The 24,429-nt window shown below is 35.9% G+C and carries 18 protein-coding genes; 11 read left to right on the top strand and 7 right to left on the bottom strand.

Annotated features, from left to right (window positions below; genetic code table 11):
* Positions 1–12: 12 nt before the first annotated feature.
* The 5 genes from IR022_RS09520 to dnaG all read left to right on the top strand — a co-directional run bounded on the left by IR022_RS09520 (position 13) and on the right by dnaG (position 7,269).
* Positions 13–1,893 carry a YgiQ family radical SAM protein gene (locus IR022_RS09520; protein ID WP_194203525.1) on the top strand — a complete coding sequence of 627 codons (1,881 nt, stop codon included), beginning with the start codon at positions 13–15 and terminating at the stop codon, positions 1,891–1,893.
* Between the two features lie 5 nt (positions 1,894–1,898).
* Positions 1,899–2,651, top strand: coding sequence for a DUF4262 domain-containing protein (locus IR022_RS09515; protein WP_082204025.1), 753 nt, complete (start codon positions 1,899–1,901; stop codon positions 2,649–2,651).
* A 214-nt stretch (positions 2,652–2,865) separates the two neighbouring features.
* Positions 2,866–4,533, top strand: a complete 1,668-nt coding sequence (locus tag IR022_RS09510; RefSeq protein ID WP_050708239.1) for a nucleoside kinase — start codon at positions 2,866–2,868, stop codon at positions 4,531–4,533.
* A gap of 170 nt (positions 4,534–4,703) precedes the next feature.
* The gene (gene rplS, locus IR022_RS09505; RefSeq protein ID WP_050708240.1) at positions 4,704–5,060 is read left to right on the top strand and encodes a 50S ribosomal protein L19; all 357 of its coding nucleotides are present in this window, start codon (positions 4,704–4,706) and stop codon (positions 5,058–5,060) included.
* Positions 5,061–5,256: 196 nt separating this feature from the next.
* The gene (gene dnaG / locus IR022_RS09500) at positions 5,257–7,269 is read left to right on the top strand and encodes a DNA primase (RefSeq protein WP_194203524.1); all 2,013 of its coding nucleotides are present in this window, start codon (positions 5,257–5,259) and stop codon (positions 7,267–7,269) included.
* A 133-nt stretch (positions 7,270–7,402) separates the two neighbouring features.
* Here the strand turns inward: dnaG and lpxA are convergent, their stop codons facing one another.
* The 3 genes from lpxA to lpxD are packed head-to-tail and all read right to left on the bottom strand — an operon-like array spanning position 7,403 to position 10,679.
* Complete coding sequence (gene lpxA / locus IR022_RS09495; protein ID WP_194203523.1) at positions 7,403–8,185, bottom strand: acyl-ACP--UDP-N-acetylglucosamine O-acyltransferase; 783 nt, start codon at positions 8,183–8,185, stop codon at positions 7,403–7,405.
* 15 nt (positions 8,186–8,200) lie between these two features.
* The gene (locus tag IR022_RS09490; protein ID WP_050708243.1) at positions 8,201–9,586 is read right to left on the bottom strand and encodes a bifunctional UDP-3-O-[3-hydroxymyristoyl] N-acetylglucosamine deacetylase/3-hydroxyacyl-ACP dehydratase; all 1,386 of its coding nucleotides are present in this window, start codon (positions 9,584–9,586) and stop codon (positions 8,201–8,203) included.
* Positions 9,587–9,623: 37 nt separating this feature from the next.
* A complete protein-coding gene (lpxD, locus tag IR022_RS09485) occupies positions 9,624–10,679 on the bottom strand; it encodes a UDP-3-O-(3-hydroxymyristoyl)glucosamine N-acyltransferase (RefSeq protein ID WP_194203522.1) in 1,056 nt (351 codons plus the stop codon).
* A 391-nt stretch (positions 10,680–11,070) separates the two neighbouring features.
* Here lpxD and IR022_RS09480 point away from each other — a divergent pair, with 391 nt between their 5' ends.
* Entirely contained in the window at positions 11,071–11,331 is a 261-nt protein-coding gene (locus IR022_RS09480) for a hypothetical protein (RefSeq protein ID WP_194203521.1), read from the top strand.
* A 594-nt stretch (positions 11,332–11,925) separates the two neighbouring features.
* Here the strand turns inward: IR022_RS09480 and purD are convergent.
* From purD to IR022_RS09465, 3 genes are all read right to left on the bottom strand, one after another.
* Positions 11,926–13,197 (bottom strand): phosphoribosylamine--glycine ligase, encoded by a 1,272-nt coding sequence (purD, locus tag IR022_RS09475; RefSeq protein WP_194203520.1) that lies wholly within the window; start codon positions 13,195–13,197, stop codon positions 11,926–11,928.
* A 175-nt stretch (positions 13,198–13,372) separates the two neighbouring features.
* Positions 13,373–14,638: a dicarboxylate/amino acid:cation symporter gene (locus IR022_RS09470; protein WP_194203519.1), complete on the bottom strand. Its 1,266-nt coding sequence runs from the start codon at positions 14,636–14,638 to the stop codon at positions 13,373–13,375.
* Between the two features lie 314 nt (positions 14,639–14,952).
* A complete protein-coding gene (locus IR022_RS09465; RefSeq protein ID WP_194203518.1) occupies positions 14,953–15,555 on the bottom strand; it encodes a riboflavin synthase in 603 nt (200 codons plus the stop codon).
* A 201-nt stretch (positions 15,556–15,756) separates the two neighbouring features.
* Here IR022_RS09465 and IR022_RS09460 point away from each other — a divergent pair, with 201 nt between their 5' ends.
* Both IR022_RS09460 and IR022_RS09455 read left to right on the top strand, forming a co-directional pair.
* Positions 15,757–17,193 carry a PDZ domain-containing protein gene (locus tag IR022_RS09460; RefSeq protein ID WP_050711273.1) on the top strand — a complete coding sequence of 479 codons (1,437 nt, stop codon included), beginning with the start codon at positions 15,757–15,759 and terminating at the stop codon, positions 17,191–17,193.
* Positions 17,194–17,269: 76 nt separating this feature from the next.
* The gene (locus IR022_RS09455; protein WP_194203517.1) at positions 17,270–18,883 is read left to right on the top strand and encodes an ABC-F family ATP-binding cassette domain-containing protein; all 1,614 of its coding nucleotides are present in this window, start codon (positions 17,270–17,272) and stop codon (positions 18,881–18,883) included.
* Positions 18,884–18,993: 110 nt separating this feature from the next.
* Here the strand turns inward: IR022_RS09455 and IR022_RS09450 are convergent, their stop codons facing one another.
* Entirely contained in the window at positions 18,994–19,893 is a 900-nt protein-coding gene (locus tag IR022_RS09450) for a TIGR01777 family oxidoreductase (RefSeq protein ID WP_194203516.1), read from the bottom strand.
* Between the two features lie 164 nt (positions 19,894–20,057).
* Here IR022_RS09450 and IR022_RS09445 point away from each other — a divergent pair, with 164 nt between their 5' ends.
* The 3 genes from IR022_RS09445 to IR022_RS09435 all read left to right on the top strand — a co-directional run bounded on the left by IR022_RS09445 (position 20,058) and on the right by IR022_RS09435 (position 24,380).
* Positions 20,058–20,522, top strand: coding sequence for a TspO/MBR family protein (locus IR022_RS09445; RefSeq protein WP_194203515.1), 465 nt, complete (start codon positions 20,058–20,060; stop codon positions 20,520–20,522).
* Between the two features lie 181 nt (positions 20,523–20,703).
* Complete coding sequence (gene leuS, locus IR022_RS09440; protein WP_194203514.1) at positions 20,704–23,505, top strand: leucine--tRNA ligase; 2,802 nt, start codon at positions 20,704–20,706, stop codon at positions 23,503–23,505.
* Positions 23,506–23,516: 11 nt separating this feature from the next.
* Positions 23,517–24,380 carry a YitT family protein gene (locus IR022_RS09435; RefSeq protein WP_194203513.1) on the top strand — a complete coding sequence of 288 codons (864 nt, stop codon included), beginning with the start codon at positions 23,517–23,519 and terminating at the stop codon, positions 24,378–24,380.
* The last annotated feature ends 49 nt before the right edge of the window (positions 24,381–24,429 follow it).

Below are 24,429 nucleotides of genomic sequence, written 5' to 3'. Positions count from 1 at the left end.
TTTTGTACCCAAATGAAAGAATACAGATTGACAGATTGGTTGCCGACAACCAAAAAAGAAGTAGAATTGAGAGGATGGGAGGAGTTAGATGTTATTCTCTTCTCGGGTGATGCCTATGTGGATCATCCTGCTTTTGGTGCTGCTGTTATCGGCCGAATATTAGAAAGTGAGGGATTAAAAGTTGCTATAGTACCGCAGCCTAATTGGCGTGACGATTTACGTGATTTCAAGAAACTAGGAAAACCTCGTTTGTTTTTTGGTGTTACGGCTGGTGCTATGGATTCAATGATAAATCATTATACAGCAAATAAACGTTTACGTTCGGATGATGCATATACCCCTGATAGTAAATCGGGTATGCGCCCAGATAGACCATCAATTGTTTATACAAATATCCTAAAAGAATTATATCCTGATGTGCCTGTTGTTCTTGGAGGAATAGAGGCTTCGTTGCGTAGAGTAACCCATTATGATTATTGGGACGATGTGCTTCGTAAATCGATATTGTTTGATGCCAAAGCCGATGTTTTGGTGTATGGTATGGGAGAACAACCTCTTCGAGAAATAGTAAAGCGATTGAGAGAGGGACAATCAATTCCCGATTTGAAGGATATTAGACAGACGGTTTATTTGACGGATGCTTATAATGAAGAAGAGAAAGATACTGTTCTTTTTCCTCACGAAGATTGCTTGAAGGATAAATTGAAGCAGGCAAAGAACTTTAAAGTTGTAGAAGAGCAATCGAATATGATGAATGCTTCTCGGATAATACAACAATGCGGAAACGAATATGTGATTATCAATCAACCCTATCCTCCGATGAAGGAGAACGAGATTGATGCATCTTTTGATTTGCCTTATACCCGATTGCCACATCCTAAATACAAAGAGAAGACTATCCCTGCGTTCGAGATGATCAAGTTCTCGGTAAATATGCACCGTGGATGTTTTGGCGGATGTGCTTTCTGTACAATATCTGCCCATCAAGGTAAGTTTGTAGCTTCTCGATCTAAAAATTCGATACTTAAAGAAGTAAAGCAGATTACCGAGATGCCCGATTTTAAGGGATATCTAAGTGACCTGGGAGGACCTTCAGCAAATATGTATGCCATGCGCGGTAAAGATGAGTCAATTTGTGGTAAATGCAAACGCCCGTCATGTATTCATCCTAAGATATGCAAGAATCTGAATGTAGATCACTCTGCGTTATTGGATATATATAAATCGGTAGATGCACTCCCAAAAATCAAGAAATCGTTTGTTGGAAGTGGCGTTAGATATGATATGCTTCTTCACCGTTCGGATGATGATAAACTGAATAAAGTCTCTGAAGAGTATGCTCATGAACTCATTAAGAATCACGTTTCAGGACGTCTTAAAGTAGCACCCGAACATACTTCTGATACCGTTCTCAATTTTATGCGCAAACCAAGTTTCAGTCAGTTTTATGCTTTTAAGAAGATATTTGATAAAGTGAATGACGATTATGGCATGAAACAGCAGATGATTCCTTATTTCATATCGTCGCATCCCGGATGTACCGAAATCGAAATGGCGGAATTAGCTGTAACCACAAAGCCTCTGGGTTTCAATCTGGAACAAGTACAGGACTTTACCCCTTCGCCCATGACTTTGGCTACTGAGATATATTATACAGGTTATCATCCTTATACTCTTGAAAAAGTATTTACTCCAAAAACTAAGGATGAGAAGTTGGCTCAACGGCAATTTTTCTTCTGGTATAACAACGATTACAAACCTCAGATCATAAAATCGTTAAAGGGGATGAAGAGAGAGGATTTACTCAATAAGTTATATCCTGCAGGAATAGGGGGCAATACGGTTAATAAGACAAAAAGTTATAATCCTAATTTCAGTAAACGAAGAAAATAATTCAGATGATGAGCGATGAACATCAAGAACATGATGCCCTTGCAAAGCAAACTATATTGAACAATATCGAAGAATTTGGTTGTCACATTGCTTTGATTGAATCTGATAATTATCTTCCTGCTTTTGCATATACTATCGGATTATACGAGAAATATAATCACCCTGAGATTATTTGTTTTGGTCTATCCATTGACTTATTGGGCTTTTTACTGAATCATGCAAAATCTTTAGTTAAGCAAGGGCATATCTTAAAACCAAACTTGTCTTATAAAGGTTTTCTTAAAGGGTATGATATTCAGTTTCTCGAAGTTGATAAAGCCTTCTATCCTGACTATTTGGGTTATGCGAGCTGGTTTTACGATTATGGAGTTGATTTTCCTGTATTACAATTGATTTGGCCTGATAAACAGAGTAAATATCCGTGGAATGATGATTTTGAACCTAAATGTAGTAGGCTTCAGCCATTGTTAGATAGGAATGTAGATTTTAAGTTTCAGGAAAAACGTAACTTGGGAGTATATACAACTAGGCAAGTTCTGGAAGGTGAGCCAATATTATATGTTTATCATAATGAGGATGGAGATTGGCAATTTCATAGCTCCGAAGAACCTAATAGTAATGATGCTAAATTGGTTTGTCTCGAAGAAATTACAAAAATAGATCCATCTGTAAATGAAATATACTTCTTGCAATATGGCTGGAAAGCATGGCGTAATACATTTGACGATGAGTGGATATCTGAGGAGGACGTAGACTGAAGGGTATCTTGTAGATATCAATAGATTCAGTAGTAGAAATCTTATTTTGCAGAGGAAAGGAACACTTATTATGAAGGATAAATTATAATTGTTAACTTTACTTTTATTAATTGAGAGAAAGTATCTAAAGATATATCTTAGAGCTATCTATAGCTATTAATATTTAGTACCTGAATGGATAACAAATAGGTCTGAGACCTTAAAATGAAAATATATGAATCAAATTTTTCAAGTATTCTGCAAGAATGACAATCAACATCATTATTTGCCTTTAGGTATTACTTTAGCAGAGGCTCAGAAATTGTTGAAAATAGAAAAGCCTTATCTGATAGTTAATTGTAAGGTTAATAATAAGACAGAATCACTAGATTACAGGTTGTATCAACCTAAGCATATCGAGTTTGTTGATATTAGTGAGTCTTCGGGAATGAGAACGTATGTGCGTTCGTTGTGCTTTATATTAGCAAAAGCCATCTCGGAAGTCTTTCCTAATGCCAGAATGCGAATAGAACATCCTATCTCTAAAGGATATTATGGACGAGTAGATGGCAAAGACAAGCTTACTGAAAAGGATATCAATAAGATAAAGGCTGTAATGGATGAGCTCATTAAAGAGGATATTCCCTTTGTGGCATTAGAAGATGAGAAAGACAAAGTTGTAGAACTTTTCAGAGAACGTGGGTTTGAAGATAAAGCAGCATTGCTGGAAGCATCAGATTCGGTTTATTCGAAATACTACCGCTTAGGAGATTATTTTGATTATTTCTATGGGTATTTAGTTCCTTCGAGTGGATATATAAACTTGTATGATATTGAACCATACCTTAATGGGTTTTTGTTACGTGTTCCCAATAGAAATAACCCTATCGAATTAGAACCTCGTATTGAGCAACCTAAGATGCAACAAGTTTATTCAGAACATTTAAGGTTCTTGAATATACTCGGGTTGGAAAATGTATCTGACCTAAATAAGGCGAATAAGAACGGAAATATGTCGGATGTGGTGAAAGTTGCCGAGGCTCTTCAGGAGAGATCTATTGGTGATATTGCTGAGAAAATTGCCGGTCGTTTTAAGAAAGGAGTTCGCATTGTGATGGTTTCGGGTCCTTCTTCATCAGGAAAAACGACTTTCAGGAAACGCCTTGAAGTACAATTGATGGTGAATCTTATAAAACCTGTCGGTATTTCGTTGGATGACTATTTTGTAAATCGTGCAGATACTCCAAAGGATGAGAATGGAGATTATGACTATGAATCGTTGTATGCTCTCGATTTGGAGCAATTCAATGATGATATGTCGCGTCTGTTGAAAGGTGAAAAAGTTTCTTTGCCAACCTATAATTTTACAACAGGACAACGCGAATATAATGGACATGAGCTACAAATAGACGAACATAATGTTATTATAATAGAGGGTATTCACGGACTAAACCCTGAGCTTACCAAACAAATAGATGACAGTAAGAAGTTTTTGATATATGTTTCGGCTCTAACCACCATATCATTAGATGATCATAACTGGATATCTACTACCGACAATCGTTTAATCAGACGATTGGTGAGAGATTTTAATTACCGAAACTATTCGGCTATTGATACCATCTCAAGATGGGATAGTGTAAGACGTGGTGAAGAAAAATGGATTTTCCCTTATCAGGAAAATGCGGATGTAATGTTCAATTCTGCAATTATGTATGAGTTGGCTGCATTGCGTAAATATGCCGAACCTATTCTTATTCAGGTTCCTAAAACGGCTGCTGAGTTTTCAGAAGCAAGTCGTCTGCTTAAGTTTTTGAGTTATTTCAGCTATATAAATGATTCGGAGATGCCTCCTACATCGTTGCTGAGAGAATTTATGGGCGGAAGTAGTTTCAAGTATTAAGATCGTAAATTAATAATATCGGCAATTAAGTAAATGAATTTGCTTAAAAATGCGTGGGTACTTGTCAGTTACGATAATTGTTTATATTTTTGCATCCGCTTTGCGCAATCTCTGACGAGACAAACTCGTGAATATTGCGTATTGTTTTACAATATAAAGCTATAATAGTCATGGATTTAATGAAGATTGCACAAGATGCATTTGCTACAGGTAAAGAACATCCTCAATTTAAAAGTGGAGATACTGTAACTATAGCATATCGTATCAAAGAGGGTAACAAAGAGCGTGTACAACAGTATCGTGGTGTTGTTATCAAAATTGGTGGACACGGCACTAAAAAACGCTTTACTGTGCGTAAAATGTCAGACAATATTGGAGTAGAACGTATCTTTCCGCTAGAGTCTCCATTTATCGACAGTATCACTGTAAACAAAGTTGGTAAAGTTCGTAGAGCGAAACTATATTACCTACGTGCTCTTACAGGTAAAAAAGCAAGAATTAAAGAAAAGAGAGTGGCTCGCGCTTAATCTTTTCCCACTTCATAAAAAAGCACTTCAAGCAATTGAGGTGCTTTTTTATTTTCGTGTCGTACAGCAGACCTACGTGTCTGCTCTGTTGGGTGAGCACATACGTTCGCCCCTACAGTAATCCATGAAAAAGGTCTGAGCCCTTAACTTTATTATTGAAGTTTATTGTGTAACTTCGTTCCTTGGAGGAAAAAAGATGATAGATCAACTTACGATAGATAGGATAATGGAAGCTGCACGCATTGAAGATGTTGTTGCAGAATTTGTTACGCTTAAGAAAAAAGGAATAAATTTTGTCGGATTGTGCCCGTTTCACTCCGATAAAACACCTTCTTTTTATGTTTCTCCCTCCAAAAATATATGTAAATGTTTTGCGTGTGGAGAGGGAGGAAGTGCCGTGCATTTTATAATGAAGCACGAGCAACTTTCGTATTACGAAGCTCTTCGTTATCTGGCAAAAAAGTATAACATCGAGATACAGGAGAAAGAACTAACAGAAGAGCAAAAAAATGCTTATAATGAACGGGAGAGTCTCTTCATCCTAAACGAGTATGCACGCACTTATTTTGTAAATACACTTCATCAGCATAGTGAAGGAAAAACTGTTGGATTAAGTTATTTCAGAGAACGAGGATTCAGAGACGATATTATTAAGAAATTTCAACTAGGATATAGTCTTGAGCAAAGAGATGCTTTAACTCAAGATGCCTTAAAGAATGGTTTTAATAAAGATTATCTGGTAAGAACGGGATTGACTATCGAAGGCGATAACTATGTGGTTGATCGCTTTCGTGGTCGCGTTATGTTCCCTGTACATACACTTTCGGGAAAAGTGGTTGCCTTTGGAGGACGTATTCTCAAAAAGGCAGAGAACACAGGTAAATATGTAAATTCGCCTGAAAGTGATATTTATCACAAGAGTGATCAGTTATATGGGATCTATTTTGCCAAACAAGCTATCTCGAAAGCCGATTGTTGTTTTCTTGTAGAAGGTTACACGGATGTTATTTCGATGCATCAGGCGGGTATAGAGAATGTTGTTTCGTCTTCGGGCACAGCTTTGACTATTGGGCAGATAAAACTCATACATCGTTTTACAACGAATATAACCGTTATTTATGATGGTGATGCAGCTGGTATAAAAGCAGCATTAAGAGGTATTGACTTATTGTTGGAGGATGGGATGAATATAAAGGTGGTTCTTCTACCGAATGGTGAAGACCCTGACTCCTTCTCTCAAAAGCAAAATGCAGAATCGTTTACTTCCTATATCAGGCAGCATGAAGTAGACTTTATTCGTTTCAAAACACAACTTTTATTGGATGATGCGGGAGAAGATCCTATAAAAAGAGCTTCGCTGATATCTGATATTGTAAATAGTATTTCCATTATTCCCGATGGAATTATTCGCTCCGTATACACACGCGATTGTAGTGTGTTATTAGGTGTCGATGAGAGGGTTTTGATTGATGAAATCAATAAAAAACGATTGGCTTATCTAGAGAAAGAAGGGCAAAAACAACCCCAGTTTCAATCACAACAAAATAATTTTCAGCCTAATCCAGATGATTTTCCTCCATTAAATATTCCAGAGGAATTTCAACCGCAAATAGTGGCAAAGTCACCTTTCGATAAATTTGAATTGGCTATTCTATATTATGTTGTCCGATTCGGTACTCTGCAAATGATTCAGAGAGAGTTAGAAGAAGGAGAAGAAGCTCACGAGAATATAACAGTATTAGAATATATTAAGTTTGATTTAGAACGAGATGGTCTGTGGTTTCAAAATACATTGTATAAAGAAATTCTGGAAGAAGCTGTCAGTATGATGGAAGATCAAAGCTTTGTACCTGCCCGTTACTTCTTGGCTCATCCTAAGCAAGAGATAAGCCGTTTAACGGCAAATTTATTAGAGGATCGATATGAGTTAAGCAAAGTGCATACAAAGCAGTATGGCGACGTTAAAAAGGAGGAAACTCCTATGGCTGAGGAAAAACATTTAGAGACGTCAGTCCCTCGAGTTCTTACAGAGTTGAAAGACGCTTTTATCACTCATCAAATGAGAACGATCAAGGAGAAAATGAAACATGCGCAGAAAGCAGGTGATTTTGATGGTTCTGTGGTACTCATGCAGCAATTAAAAGAACTTGATGGCATAAAGAAGACTTTAGCAAAGGTGTTAGGCGAGAGAGTTATATTAAGATATTAAGGACTGTCTCTTTTTAATAGTTGTAGCATAACAAAGGATATATGTATTCTTTTAAATGATAAGTAGATATATAATAAGCCCTCGGAAATATTATTTCCGAGGGCTTATTTATTCTGAGAATTAAATGTCTTTTTTATAGATAGCCTCTAACAATACCTCGTGGTGAGTTTTTGATGAACTCTACGATTAATTGAGATTCGGCTGTCTTTTCTAATTCCTGCTCAATTTTAGCAGTCGCATCAGAGAAGTTGTATCCCGATTGATAAATCAGGCGATAGATCTCTTGAATCTGATTGATTTGCTCATTAGTAAAACCTCTACGGCGTAATCCTACAAGATTAATACCTGCATAAGCGACAGGGTCGCGACCTGCAATTATGTAGGGAGGAATATCCTTTCCTAATCGTGTTCCGCCTTGTATCATTACATGTTTTCCAATACGAGTGAATTGATGTACTAAAACACCTCCGCTTAATATTGCAAAATCATCTATTTCAACTTCTCCAGCAAGCTGGGTTGCATTTCCTATTATGATATTGTTTTGTAGAACACAATCGTGTGCAACATGACTATAAGCCATAAGTAAACAGTTGTCTCCTACAATAGTTTTTCCTTTTGAGTCGGTTCCTCTGCTTATTGTAACGCATTCTCTCACTGTTGTATTGTTGCCAATAACAGCAATAGAATCTTCACCGTGAAATTTTAAATCTTGAGGTATTCCTGATACCACTGCACCGGGATAAATTGTACAATTTTCACCGATACGAGCTCCAGATCTGATGTTTGCATTCGACATAATATATGTGCCGTCCCCAATCACCGTATTGTCATCAATATAAGCAAATGGCTCTATGGTTACATTTTTGCCTATTTGGGCATTTGGGTGTATGAATGCATTAGACGAGATATTTGACATGGATCAAATTTTAAATTATTTATTTTTTACGATTTGGGCAGTAAATTCAGCTTCTGAAACTACTTTTTCCCCAACAAAAGCATAACCCTTCATGTTTGCAATACCTCGTCTGATTTCAGATGTAAAGTCTAGTCTGAAAATCAGGGTGTCACCAGGTACTACCTTTTGACGGAATTTTACGTTATCTATTTTTAGAAAATAAGTTGAATATCTTTCAGGCTCATCTACTCTAGCCAGAACTAATACACCTCCAATTTGTGCCATTGCTTCAATTTGCAATACTCCGGGCATTACAGGCTCCTGAGGAAAGTGTCCTTGAAAGAAGGGTTCATTGGTTGTTATATTTTTTACACCCACTATATGTTGCTGTCCTATTTCGATGATTTTATCAACCATTAAAAATGGATATCGGTGGGGTAGTAGTTCCTTTATTTTGTTGATGTCAAGAACTGGCTCTTTAGTTACATCATAAACCGGAGGTTGTACATCGTTTAGCTTAATCTGTTTACGGATAGCACGTGCCATCTGGTTGTTGATCCTATGACCTGGGCGTGTTGCAATCACACGTCCTTTAATTGGCTTGCCAATCAGAGCCATATCGCCAATAATATCTAATAATTTATGACGAGCAGGTTCGTTTGGCGATTGAATTGGTTTATTGTTGATGTATCCCAATTCAGAAGCATCTTTATGTGCTACTCCAAGTAGATCGCCTAGCTTATCTAAAGCCTCTTGTGATATCTGGCGTTCGTATATTACGATGGCATTATCCAGATCACCACCTTTAATAAGACCGGCTTCTAGTAATTGTTGAATATCTCTTACAAAAACAAAAGTTCTAGCACTTGCTATTTCTTTCTCAAAATCATTCATATCATCAAGAGATGCCGATTGATTAGGTATGTATGTTGATTCGAATTCAATAAACGAATTAATGCAGAAATTTTCATCAGGAAGCAGAATTAGCTTAGAACCAGTTTCCTCATCACAAATTTCCATTTTTCTGCGAACGATATAAAAATCGCGATCGGCTTCTTGTTCTACCAATCCTACTTTTTTTATCGCCTGAACATATTGTATAGCACTTCCGTCAAGAATTGGAAATTCGGGAGCATCTACTTCTATTAGGCAATTATCAACGTTCAAAGCATATAAAGCAGACATTGCATGTTCTACAGTGCTTACTTGAACTCCGCCTTTTATAAGAACAGTACCTCTCTGTGTTCCACCTACATTTTCGGCAAGAGCATCTATTACAGGTTCGCCTTCAAGATCTATTCTTTTGATCTTGTATCCGTGATTTTCCGGAGCAGGATTAAATTTAATAGTAATAGGTAACCCTGTGTGTAATCCTTTTCCCTGTAAAGAAAAACTCTCTTTTAGTGTTTTTTGTTTCTCCATTTTAATTCCTCATATATAACATCTTAGAGGATGCTTTTTATTTAGATTGTTTATTTTGTTCGTCTTTTAATTGTTGTATTTCTTTTTCTAATTGAGCTAACTGACGATACATGTCAGGAAGCTTAGGAAATACAATGCTTGATCTGAAAAAGTCTTTCACTGGAATAGCAGGTGATCCAAGTATTTGAGCATTTTCTTTGATATTGCTTATAATACCTGCTTGTGCACCAATGTTGGCATTGTTGCCGATGGTTATATGTCCTCCCAGACCTACTTGTCCGCCAATCATACAATGCTCTCCAACTTTAGTAGAGCCCGATATGCCTACCTGAGCAGCCATAACTGTATTAGCTCCCACTTCGACATTGTGAGCTACCTGAATAAGATTGTCAAGTTTCACTCCGTGCCGAATAATGGTTGCATCCATCACAGCTCTGTCTATGGTTGTATTTGCACCTATCTCAACATCGTCTTCAATGATAACGATGCCCATTTGTGGTATTTTCTTATATATGTCTCCTTCGGGTGCAAAACCAAATCCATCGGATCCGATCACTGCTCCTGAATGAATGATACAATTATTCCCTATTTTACATCCCGGATATATTTTTACTCCCGGATATAGTATTGTGTTTTCACCTATTGTGCAACCTTCTCCTATATATACTTGAGGGTGTACAAGTGTGTTGTCACCTATAGTTGCCTTTTCAGCAATATATGCAAAAGCCCCTACATATACATCACTACCCAGTTTTACACTATCAGCAATAAAGCTCATAGGTTCGATACCTTTCTTTTTGGGCTTCGATTTCTCGACCATATCCAAAAGCATTGCCAAACCTGCGTATGCATTAAATACTCTGATAAGAGTAGCCTTTACGGGTTTCTCAGCAACAAAGTCATTGTTAACTAAAACGATACTTGCGTCAGTTGAATATATATAATTGGTGTATTTCGGATTGGCCAAAAATGATAATGAGCCAGGTTTTCCTTCTTCTATTTTAGAAAAATTACTAACTTGAATATTGGGGTCGCCTTCGATTGTTCCCTTCAGAAAATCAGCAATTTGTTGAGCCGTGAATGAAAGTTGCATAAATGGGTCGAATATTTCGATAAAAATTGTTTTAAACTGCGAAATAAGGAATAATTTTCCAATAATGATGTTTTTTTGCTCAGAAAATACGAGTCAATGCACTAATATACTCTTTATTACTTATTTCAGCAAATTGAGAAAGCAGCATGAAAAGTATACTAATATCAAAATATAGAAGGTGATAACCTTCCATTTCTGCTCCACTAACGTGAAAAAATGAGCCAGCAAGATTGAAATACTACATGAGAGCATATATAAATTGAGTGTCGGATCGTAGATGATAAAGAAAAATGTAAGAATAGAGAATAAAGAGGCTAGGTGTAAAAATTGAATATTAGCCCTGATTCTTATTTTGTCTCGAAAAGAATTGGTTTGATAATCTAGAGATATAATGATCAGAAGAATTAAAGCTATTGCAGTTAATAAACTTTCTCCTGAAAATGATGTGCTTTCCAGCGCATTATTTAATATTGGGTATAAATGTTCGAAAGGATTTAAAAATCCTGCAACATTATTTTGCCAAAAGAAAAAGGCAAAGGATAGCCAATATATTGTTGTTATACCTAATAATGAAATAATAAATGTTTTGAAATTAAAAATACGCATCATTCTGAAGCCTATCAAGAATAAAGGCAAATACATCAATACATAGAAAGAGAAAAGACTGCTTATGCCTAATATAAATCCGATAGCATAGGCATTTTTAGCTCCTGTTTTATCTTGATAAGAACTGAAAAGTATGTCTATGCATATAAGAAATGCAAGTGCTGAGACATAATAATGAGTCATGTATATAAATACGGGATGGGAACTGAAAATAAGGCTACCAAATACATATAAAAGGTAGGTCCGATTTCTGATTAATCCATGTTTCGAGTTTAATTGTGATGCATAGAATGATATGGCGAATACAAAAAATGTGCTGATTATAAAGGAAATGGATTTGTTGGATAGGAGTAACGACGAAATTCCATCCCAAAGATAACCTGCTCCAATACTATCATTACTAGTAATGTCCTTTGAAAAGTAAAAGATAACAAACCGTATAAGGAGTGTTAATAGTATTGAAAATAAAACTAGGTTTTTATTCTCAACGATGCTTTTTTTATATTGTCTTATTGCATCCATTAATGATAGGGATCTGATTTTACTTTCTGAGGTTCAATACCTTTTTATACTTGGCAATTATTGAAAGTAACAGTTATTTCTCCCTGTCTTTTTTAGTTAGAAATAACTGTTGAATTTTTTATTGCAGGTCGAAACCTATATCTTTTCTGTAATATTTACCTTCAAAATCAATCTTGTCAGCATTTGCAAATGACTTGCTTAGAGCTTCGTCTTTACTGTTTCCGTATGAACTTATGGCAATTACGCGTCCTCCGTTTGTTACTATTGAATTGTTTGCATTAGTAGTTCCTGCATGAAAAACAATACTGTCCTCAATAGATGCTAATCCTGAAATAGCTTTTCCTTTTTCATAATCTCCTGGATAACCTCCTGAAACAACCATAACTGTTGTTGCATAGCGACTATCTATTTCAAGATTTTTAGAGTCTAGCGTTTCTTTAGCAACACCTTCAAGCAAGTCTACAAAGTCCGATTGTATGCGTAGCATTACTACCTCGGTTTCTGGATCTCCCATTCTTACATTGTATTCAATAACCATAGGTTCGCCTTGTACTTCGATCAAGCCGATAAATATGAATCCTTTGTATATAATGTTGTCGCTTTGTAATCCTTTTACTGTAGGTATTATTATACGTTCTTCAACCTTTTTCATAAAGGTTGCGTCAGCAAAAGAAACAGGCGATACAGCTCCCATACCTCCGGTATTAGGACCGGTGTCTCCTTCTCCTATTCTTTTATAATCTTTAGCTACAGGTAGTATTTTATATGATTTTCCATCAGTGAGCACAAATACAGAGCATTCTATACCTGAAAGAAATTCTTCTATAACAACAGTGTTACTTGCTGCGCCAAACATTCCTCCCAACATGGCTTTTAGTTCAGCTTTAGCTTCCTCTAAATCATTGATGATAAGAACACCCTTTCCTGCTGCTAGTCCGTCGGCCTTAAGTACATAAGGTGCTTTTAGTTCTTCGAGGAAAGTATAAGCGTCGTTTAAGTTTTCAGCGGTGAAACTTTTGTAACGAGCTGTTGGTATATTGTGGCGCATCATAAAGCGTTTAGCAAAATCTTTGCTGCCTTCAAGCTCTGCACCAAGTTTAGATGGTCCTATAACAGGAATATGTTTGATATCTTGATCGTTGATGAAAAAATCGTAGATTCCTTTTACCAATGGATCTTCGGGACCTACTATTACCATATCAATCTTTTTGTCAATAACTTCGGCTTTCACAGAGGTAAAATCAGTCGGCGAAATATTCAAGGTTTCGGCAATTTGTCCAATACCTGCATTTCCGGGGGCAACATATAGTTTGTCGATTTTAGGACTTTGCAATATTTTCCAAGCCAAAGCATGTTCGCGTCCTCCGCTTCCCAATAATAGAATATTCATAAAAGATATGGTTTTAAAATGGTAGATCTATTTCTTGTTCTTTCTTTTAATTAAGTGTCGTATATAAAATACTATGCTTATAATAATGAGTTGGCAAAGGTAGCAATCTTAATTATTATCTGCATATAGGTAAAGGTTAGAAAACTGTAATAATATTGTTAGCTATTGAATAGTTTTAGGAGCTTTGAGGGTCCAGTCCTTTTTCCCATTTGCTGACTACGGTTGTGGCAAGACCGTTCCCTAATACATTTGTCATACTGCGAGCCATATCGCAAAAGTGATCAATAGGTATAAGAAGTGCTACACCTTCGGGTGGGATGCCAAACATTGCACATGTTGCTACAATAATTATTAAAGATGCTCGCGGAACTCCAGCTATACCTTTACTTGTAAGCATCAAAACGAGAAGCATTATTATCTGAGTTGATAAGTCCATCTCAACTCCATATAATTGTGCTATAAATATACTGGCAAAAGTCATATACATCATGCTTCCATCCAAATTGAATGAATATCCTAAGGGTAGTATAAACGATACTATCTTAGGATTGCATCCAAATTTTTCCAGTTCATCAATAAGTTTTGGGAATACAGCTTCGCTACTTGTTGTTGAAAAAGCGATAAGTAAAGGACTCTTGATTGCTTTGATTAAAGCAAATACTCTTTTGCCTAAAATAAAGTAGCCTATCAATATCAATACAATCCATAGTGATATCATTCCGATAACGAAAGCTAGTAGGAAGTGGGCGTATAATTTAAATATGGATAATCCATGAGAGCTTACGGCAGCGGTAATAGTTCCGAATACAGCAATAGGGGCGATCCACATAATGTAGCCAACTATTTTTAGGATAACGTGAGATATTATATCGAGAACTTTGGTTACGGGTGCACCTTTTTCACCGAAAGAAGCTAGTGCCACTCCGAATATAACGGCGAATACCAAAATTTGAAGTATTTCGTTGTGTGCTAAAGCTTCAAATAAACTCTTTGGTATAACGTGATTTACGAACTCTGCCAAAGTCAATTTCTGGCTATTTGCTATAAGATCAGTAGCATTTGCTGTATTACTAAGATCAAGAGTTGCTGTGTCTCCCGGTCTTAATATATTTATCCACACCAAGCCGATGGTAAGAGATATAAGTGAAGCAGATATAAACCAAAGCATGGCTTTTCCGCCTACGCGACCTACCATTTTCATGTCTCCCATCTTCGAAATACCAACAATAATTGTACAGAAAACTAAAGGAGCAACAATCATTTGTATCAGACGTATGAATATAGTGCCAAGCAGTTTGATGTTTTCCGAAACTAAAACGATAGTTTTTAAAGAACAGAAACTGTGTACGCACTGTCCTACTATTACGCCTAGAGTCAGTGCTATTATTATATAATAAAATAGAAGATTGTTGTTTGATTTACTTTCTGATGATATCGCCATGCTTGATTGTTGGGTGTTTGTTTTGCTGTGAATTTATCGTAAAAGTATAAAAAATGTTTTATTATCTCTTGTTTTAGTCGTTTGTGGAGTGGTTTTTTTAAGAATACGCGATATTTTGATGTTTTTCCAAAGAAAAAAAGGACTGTCTTGAAGACGAGTCCTTTCTTTTCTTTTAAGCCACGATTTATTCTGTGATAAATTTGGCTATAATTCTATTTTTTAGTAATCCTACTTGAGAGGAACTAGTTGTTGTTTATGTTTGATCTGTTAAGCTTGAATCTTAATTCTTGACTTTCTTAAGGTGTTGATAACCATTATTTTATAGCTGTTATCCTGCTGATATATTTTCCTATAATGTCAAACTCTAAATTTACGATACTTCCAACCTCAAATTGGTGAAAATTTGTGTGCTCGTATGTATAGGGAATAATTGCTACTTGAAATGAATTATCAGTTGTATTGAAAACTGTAAGGCTTACGCCGTTTACTGTAGCAGATCCTTTGTCTACTGTTAAGTAACCCTTTTTAGCCATTTCCTTATCGTAATCATACTCGAATGTGAAATACCAACTTCCATCAGCTTCTTCTATTTTAGTGCAGCGTGCAGTCTGATCAACATGACCTTGTACGATGTGTCCATCCAGTCTACCATTCATAAGCATACTTCTTTCGAGGTTTACTTTATCATTTATTTTGAGAAGACCTAGGTTTGATCTCTCTAACGTTTCTTTAATTGCAGTTACGGTGTATGTGTCTTCGGTAAGATCTACAACTGTAAGACACACCCCATTGTGAGCTATACTTTGGTCAATCTTCAATTCTTTGACAAAAGAGCAGCGAACTGTTAAATGGAGATTCTCGCTTTCTTTACGCACAGCTACTACTTTTGCAGCTTCTTCTACTATTCCTGAAAACATATAAATACTGATTAAGTAATTGATTTATTATACTCTTACAAAAGTAGGAAATAAAATAAATATAGGAGAATTAAATAAATATTATTAAGATTAGTATTTACTAATAGAATGAATAACTTATCTTTGCAGATTATTTAGACACCCTTACTTTTAACACTAGTCAGAATTAATTAGGTTTATACGAATATAATTTAACGATAAATGAAGAAAATTAGTCTCATCTTATTTTTTATTTCTACTGTGATTTTGGGCGCGAATGCTCAGTCGAAAGGTAGATTGTGTGACTTTGGGATCACTTTCGAAATTAGTAATAATGCAAGCTGGGGATATGGAGAGCCTGTAGTTCTTTCTGTTGAGCCATTTTCTCCTGCATCTAAAGCAGGCGTACAGGTAGGCGATGTAATAATGGAAGTAAATGGTGCTGCCACTTATTTGAGAAACTATCCTACTATAGCTTCATGGTTGTTTGATGCTACCACATCCGATATAAGATTAACGATTAGAAATGTAGATACTTATTTTAAGGAATACGAAATACAACGCGATTGCAAAAGTGTAAATGCTCTTAGTGAGTTTCATTTAGCAGATGCTTATGCGTTTTATAGTTTTGAAGATACAAACGAGCGTTCATTTTCTCTTCCCTTAAAAGTAGAGCCAAATACGAATGTTGATTTTTCGGACTATCATACTTTTGATTTTCTTAAGGAGGATACTTCGATGCCAGATGTTGATTATTATATAAATAGTCAGATAGAACAAGCATTAATCAGTAGAGGTTTGGTAAGAAGCTCTCAAGATCCTGATATTATTGTTCAGACTTATTATACATATCAGCCTAATTTGAAGTATAATGCAACTAGTAAGAGCAAAAGTTTGTATACGTGGAGATATGATACTGAAACCAAAGAAATGGTGAAGTTGCCTATTCTGTCTGCTGATGATACAAATGCTGAGGCTAAAGGACAATACATATTGGAGTTAGGGGTTCGTTTCTTTGATAGAAAATATATCAATAAAGAAAAAATGACTCAAATCTGGGATTGTCGTTCAAGAGAATTCCTTACTGAGGATTATGATATTCAGGAGTATGCCAGAATGCATGCGCCTTTATTGATGATGCAATACCCATACTCGTCAGCTAAAAATACAGCTAAATATGTGGTGAGTAAAAAGGGATTTAATTACACCGGTTTGAATTTTGATTCTAAAGATATCTCAATGATTACAGATGTGGATGCTAATTCGCCTGCTGCTCAAGCTGGAATTCGTCCAGGTGATCGTATCATGAAAGTCGGAAAAATTAAGTTTAATTATTCTAGTAGTGATTTGGAAAAGGGATATAGACGCTTTATTGTAGAGTCAATGCCTCTTAGAGATCCAAAAACACGCTTTATAGATGCTAATGGCTTCCCTGATTGTATGTATTGGAGTGTCAATAGATATGCAGAGGTAGCAGAATTATTTAAGAAAGAAAGCTTATATACGCCATGTTTTAGCTATCTTTACGCCTTCAATAAATACGTGTCGGGAGCTAATCCTCCAAGAACGCTAGATATTGAAGTGAAGAGCCAGGGGCAAAAGAAGTATGTAAAAGTAACTCCTCAGGTTCAACGATCAGTTGTCATAAAGGCACTTTAAGTACCCGAAGTTAAATTAAAATAATATATAACTTGGTGAGTAACATTAATCTGCTGCTCACCATTTTGAATTTAATATGATTACAGTTTCTAATTTAGGAATCCAGTTTGGGAAGAGAGTTTTGTTTCAGGATGTGAACTTAAAGTTTACACCGGGCAATTGTTATGGTATCATTGGAGCCAATGGTGCAGGTAAATCTACTTTCTTGAAAATATTGAGTGGAGAAAAGGATGCGACTCACGGGTCTTTTTCTTTAGCTCCTAATGAGCGTATGTCGGTTCTGTCTCAGGATCACTTTGCTTACGACGATCAAACCGTTATGGATACAGTGCTGCAAGGACATAGTATTCTTTCGGAGATAATGAAAGAAAAGGATGCATTGTATGCAAAAGAAGATTTCACGGATGCTGATGGTATCAGAGCATCTGAGTTGGAAGAGCGATTTGCTGAACTCGAAGGATGGAATGCCGAAAACGATGTTGCCAGTTTGTTGAGTGGTTTGGGTATCAAAGATGAATTTCATCAGCAAATGATGAGGGATATGAGTGGAAAGCAAAAAGTAAGAATCTTACTTGCTCGTGCTCTATTCGGAAATCCTGATAATCTACTACTGGATGAGCCTACCAATGACTTGGATATCGAGACAGTTATGTGGTTGGAGCAGTATCTTGCTAATTTTGAAAATACGGTATTGGTCGTATCTCACGACCGTCACTTTTTAGATTCGGTTTGTACACATACTGTTGATATTGATTTTGGTAAGATCAATATGTATGCAGGTAACTATAGTTTCTGGTACGAGTCAAGCCAATTAGCTTCACGTCAGCAAGCTCAACAAAACAAGAAAGCTGAGGAGAAGAAAAAAGAGTTGGAAGAGTTTATTCGTCGATTTAGTGCTAACGTTGCTAAGTCGAAACAAACTACCAGTCGTAAGAAAATGATAGAGAAACTTAATATTGAGGAAATTAAGCCATCATCGAGAAAATATCCGGGAATTATATTTACTCCTGATCGTGAACCGGGAAATAAAATTTTGGAAGTTAATGGTCTTAGTAAGTCTATTGAAGGTGTAAACCTTTTTGATAATATAAGTTTTAATGTTGAAAAAGGTGATCATATTGTTTTCTTGTCGAAAGACCCAAGAGCAATGACTGCTTTTTTTGAAATTATAAATGGATATGATACTCCCGCACAAGGAACTTTCGAATGGGGACAAACCATCACGGAGGCATATCTTCCATTGGATAACTCAGAATATTTCAAAATAGATCAGAATCTAGTAGATTGGTTAGGTCAGTTTTCGGACGACACAAGTGAGATATATCTGAAAGGATTCTTAGGTAGAATGTTATTCTCGGGTGAAGAGGTTTTGAAGAGTGCAAAGGTGCTTTCTGGAGGCGAGAAAATGCGTTGTATGATAGCTCGTATGATGATGAAAAACGCAAACTGCCTTGTGCTTGATTCTCCAACAAATCACCTAGATCTTGAGTCTATTCAAGCTTTCAATAATACATTGAAGCAATTTAAAGGAAATGTATTAATGTCTTCTCATGACCACGAATTTATACAAACAGTATGTAATCGTATCATAGAGCTTACTCCTAGCGGAGCGATTGATAAGCGTATGGATTATGATGATTATATTGTTTCTCCTGAAATAAAAGCTTTGAGAGAGAAAATGTATAATTAAGGTTTTAGACTTTTTTTTATAGTCTGACAATATTTAAGTACAATATAAACAAAGGTTTGTGACCAATGTTAAAGCCCCGAATAAATATTTGTTCGGGGCTTTTTTATTCGTTAATTTTTAAGTATATCTATAAGAGTGCTGTTGATGTCTCTGAATTTAAACTGATATTCGTTTTCTTCTAGTTTTTTGGGGATAGCTCTTTGCCCATCCAAAAGAAGGGTTGATGCTTCTCCCATAAATAAAGATATAATTGCTGCCGGAACTTTAAATAAGCAAGGTCTATGTAGTGTATCGGCTAACCTTTTAGAAAACTCTTTATTGGTAACAGGTGTAGGGGCAGTCATGTTTATAGCTCCTTCAATTTGGGGTGTTACTAATATGTATTTTATAATGGAGACTACGTCTTTGATGTGTACCCACGAGATATATTGATTTCCGCTTCCAAGTATACTGCCTGCTCCAAGTTTGAAGATTGGTAATATCTTGGCTAACATACCTCCTTCTGTTGATAGTACAATTCCTGTTCGTAAAAGACATACTCGGGTTTTATCACTTTTAGCCTCCCTAGCGAAAGCTTCCCACGACTTGCAAAGCTTGTTTGTGAATTCTTCATGTGGTTCTGTATCTTCTGTAATGATAGTATCTTCTTTATTGCCATAATAACCAATGGCTGATCCGGATATAAATATTTGTGGAGGATTTTCTCCTGCTTTGATTAATTGAGATAGCTTTTTGGTTACTTGCCAACGGCTTTGGCAAAGACGCTGTTTTTGAATGGCTGTCCATTGTTTAGTGGCAATTGGTTCTCCAGCCAAATTTATTACGGCATCATATCCATCCAATGAAGTGAGTTTTTCAAGCGAGTCATAATATTTTATACGACTGCCTAATATAGCTTCTGCTTTTTTTATATCTCGGCTCAAAGCGGTAACTGTATGACCTTCCAGTAAAAGATCAGGGATGAGTTTGCTTCCTATTAGCCCGGTTCCTCCTGTGATAAATATATTCATAACTAATTCTTTATAAAACGAACACTTATGTAGGGTTTTATGTTCTACAAGAGACAGAATAAAATCGCAGACTTTTTATTATTTAGGGTATTCAATTAACGATGGTTTCCAATCTAAAATGTGCGGTTGTAAAAACATAACAATATTTGATATTAGTGTTTGATATGAAGAAAAAACTACAGATTCTTATTCCAATTCTCATTTGTTTCTTTGTTGGGTTCATCGGAAGCTGTTTTCAAGCAGATGCTATTAGTAATTGGTATCCTTATTTAAATAAACCAGATTTAACTCCTCCTAATGTTGTATTTCCTGTAGCGTGGAGTGTTTTGTATGTGCTGATGGGGATATCTATAGGGCTGATTATGAATTCGAATAGTCGCAAGAAGAAATATTTCGTAAAGATATTTCTTCTTCAATTATTCTTAAACTTTACATGGAGTATTTCATTCTTTTATTTTCAAAGTCCCATTGCTGGATTAGTTAATATTGTTTTACTCGAGATTGTTATTATCTACTATGCTCTTAGTGTATATCCTATTCGACGGTTAAGTACTCTTTTGTTTGTTCCTTATGTATTATGGGTGAGTTTTGCCTCCTATCTAAACTTTTATATTCTGCTATATAACTGATATTTGAGTGCTTTTTTATTGGTAGGCAAACGAGTCTTATTTGTTGTAGGGTGAATAGAGCTAGTTTGCGTAGATTTTTTTCTGAATAAAATATGGTTTTATGCATACAAGAGTTATTGGTTAATGTGCTTTTGTTAACAGAAATAACTACCTTTGTGGCATTAAAAATGGATTTTAAGCTATGGAGTATAATTTCAAAGAAATAGAAAAACGTTGGCAAGACTTTTGGGTTAAAAATGAAACCTACAAAGTGAGTGAAGAAACCAATAAGCCTAAATACTATGTCCTCGATATGTTTCCCTATCCATCGGGAGCAGGTCTGCACGTGGGGCATCCTCTAGGTTATATTGCTTCCGATATATATGCTCGCCACAAACGTCTCCAAGGCTTTAATGTTTTGCATCCTATGGGATATGATGCTTACGGATTACCCGCAGAGCAATACGCTATACAAACAGGGCAACATCCGGTAATAACAACCAATCAAAATATCAACAGATATAAAGAACAATTGGATAAGATAGGCTTCTCTTTTGATTGGAGTCGCGAAATACGTACTTGTGAGCCCGAATATTATAAATGGACTCAGTGGGCATTTATCCAAATGTTCAATTCTTATTTCTGTAATGATGAGCAACAGGCTCGTCCTATTGAAGAATTAATTCAGGTTTTTGAATCGCAAGGAGCAGAAGGCTTGAATGTTGCGTGCAGTGAAGAATTATCTTTCTCTGCTGAAGAATGGAAAGCAAAATCTGAAAAAGAGCAACAAGAAATCTTATTGAACTATCGTATTGCTTATTTAGGTGAAACGATGGTTAACTGGTGTCCTGCTTTAGGAACAGTACTTGCTAATGATGAGGTGATTAACGGCTTGTCGGAGCGTGGAGGCTATCCTGTTGAACAACGTAAGATGCGCCAATGGTGCTTGCGTGTTTCAGCTTATGCACAACGTTTGTTGGATGGGCTTGAAAAAATAGATTGGACTGACTCAATCAAAGAAACTCAGAAAAATTGGATTGGAAGATCGGAGGGGGCTGAAATGAAATTCAATGTAAAAGACTCAGATCTTTTGCTTGAAATATTTACCACTCGTGCCGATACTGTTTTTGGTGTGACTTTTATGGTATTAGCTCCCGAAAGTGATTATGTTTCTCGATTAACAAGTGAAGAGCAAAAAGCAGAAGTTGATGCTTATTTAGCAGCGACCAAAAAACGTACTGAAAGAGAACGTTTGGCGGATAAAAAAATATCAGGTGTCTTTACAGGATCATATGCAATCAACCCGATGAATGGTAAAGAAATTCCTATTTGGATTTCTGATTATGTACTTGCGGGATATGGTACAGGTGCTATTATGGCTGTACCTGCACATGATAGTCGTGATTATGCTTTTGCTAGACATTTCAATTTGCCTATTATTCCACTTGTAGAGGGATGTGATATATCGGAAGAAAGCTATGATGCCAAAGAGGGTATTGTTGTTAATTCTGACTTCTTAAACGGATTGACAGTTAAAGAAGCTATTGAGAAAGCAAAAGAGTATATCAAAGAGAAAAACTTAGGTCGTGTCAAAACTAATTATCGTTTGCGTGATGCAATATTTTCACGTCAACGTTATTGGGGAGAGCCTTTTCCTGTGTATTACAAGGATGGTTTTCCTTATATGTTACCTCTTGATAAATTACCTCTTGAATTACCCGAAGTAGATAAATTTCTACCAACTGAAACTGGTGAGCCTCCATTAGGACGTGCTACGAATTGGGCTTGGGATACAGTAAATGAAAAAGTAGTATCTGTTACAGAGATAAATAATACAACTATATTCCAATTGGAATTGAATACTATGCCTGGATTTGCTGGGTCTTCAGCATATTATTTAAGATATATGGATCCTCATAACGATAAGGCTCTGGTTTCTAAGGAATCTAATGAGTATTGGAGAAGTGTTGATTTGTATATTGGGGGGACTGAACATGCTACTGGTCACTTGATTTATAGTCGTTTTTGGAATAAGTTTCTATATGATATTAATATATCGTGTGAAGATGAGCCATTCAAGAAGCTGATTAATCAGGGAATGATTCAAGGACGAAGCAGTTTTGTGTATCGTGTAAACGGTACTAATAAATTTGTGTCTTTGAATTTGAAAGATCAATACGAAACAACTTCTATTCATGTTGACGTAAATATTGTAGATAACGATATTCTAGATGTCGAAAAATTTAAAATTTGGCGTCCAGATTATGCCGAAGCTGAATTTATATTGGAAGATGGAAAATACATTTGTGGATATGGAGTTGAAAAAATGTCCAAATCATTGCATAATGTTGTAAATCCAGATGATATTGTAGAGAAATATGGTGCAGATACACTTCGTCTATATGAAATGTTTTTAGGGCCATTAGAATTGTCTAAGCCATGGGATACAAATGGTATTGATGGTGTGCATAGATTTTTACGCAAACTTTGGTCTTTATTCTATAAAGGAGAAGAGTTTGTTGTTGTGGATGAAGCTCCCACTAAAGATGAATTAAAAGCTTTGCATAAGCTGATAAAGAAAATATCTTTAGATATTGAGAATTTTTCATTCAATACATCAGTATCTGCTTCTATGATCTGTGTAAACGAGCTTACATCACTTAAGTGCAATAAGAAAGCTATATTAAATGAATTAGTTATTCTTTTAGCTCCTTTTGCTCCTCATATTGCAGAAGAGCTGTGGCATGCATTAGGTAATACGGCTACTGTTTGTGATGCTGTATGGCCTCAATACAATGAAGAGTATTTAGTTGAAAGTGTAATTAACTATACTATTTCCTTCAATGGTAAGGCACGTTTTACAATAGAATTTGCTGCTGAGACAACCAATGAGGAAATCGAAAAAACAGTACTAGCACATGCCAGTTCTGTAAAGTGGATGGAAGGTAAAACTCCTAAGAAAGTAATTATTGTCCCGAAGAAAATTGTAAATATAGTTCTGTAATAATTAAGCATATGCCTAAGAAGTATCTTAAAGAATTTTATTGGAAAGATTATCTCAATATTACATTAGGATTAGCTTTATATGCTATTGGTCTGGTTGGTTTTATTAAACCTCAAGGCATTGTAACTGGTGGATCGACTGGGGTTGGTCTGGTTGTAGAGTACGCTACGGCTATTCCATTTCAATATACTTATCTTGCAATAAACTGTGTCCTTTTTGTCATTGCCTTAAAAGTCTTAGGCTTTAAATTTATGATAAAAACGATTTACGGAGTATTGATGCTGACAGCTCTTATTACTCTTTGCGAAAAATTTATAGTTGAGGCTGTTATAGAAAATGAGCCTCTCTTATCGGGATTGATAGGTGGTATCATATGTGGTGTAGGTGTTGGACTTGTGCTTAGTGTAAACGGGAGTACAGGAGGAACAGATACTATTATAGCTATTATTGGTAAATATAAAAATATCACTTTTGGAAGAGGTGTTCTCTTTTGCGATTTTGTGATTATATCATCTTCCTATTTCGTTTTTCACGATTATCAGAAAATTGTAGCAGGATTAATCGTTTTAGGGGTGATGACATATGCTATGGATATGATTATCAACGGTTCTCGTCAGTCGGTTCAATATCTCATAATCTCTGAGAAATATGATACAATAGCTGATGCTATAAATAAAGAATTACACAGAGGTTGCACCTTACTTGATGGAATGGGTTGGTATACAAAGAAATCGACTAAAATAATCTTGGTACTAGCAAAGCGGACTGAGTCTATCGAGATGTTTCGACTTATAAGAAGTATTGACGAGAAAGCCTTTATTTCACAAAGTACGGTGAGAGGAGTGTATGGCGAAGGCTTCGATAAAATCAGATAATATTCCGAATTTAAAGTAAAACGAGGTAAATATTATTATACAGTTTTAT

Origin of the sequence: Dysgonomonas sp. GY617 (genome assembly GCF_015233815.1) — a bacterium.
Lineage (GTDB): Bacteria > Bacteroidota > Bacteroidia > Bacteroidales > Dysgonomonadaceae > Dysgonomonas_A.
The sequence above is the reverse complement of the archived record's forward strand: the minus strand, read 5'-3'. Positions and strand labels throughout refer to the sequence as shown.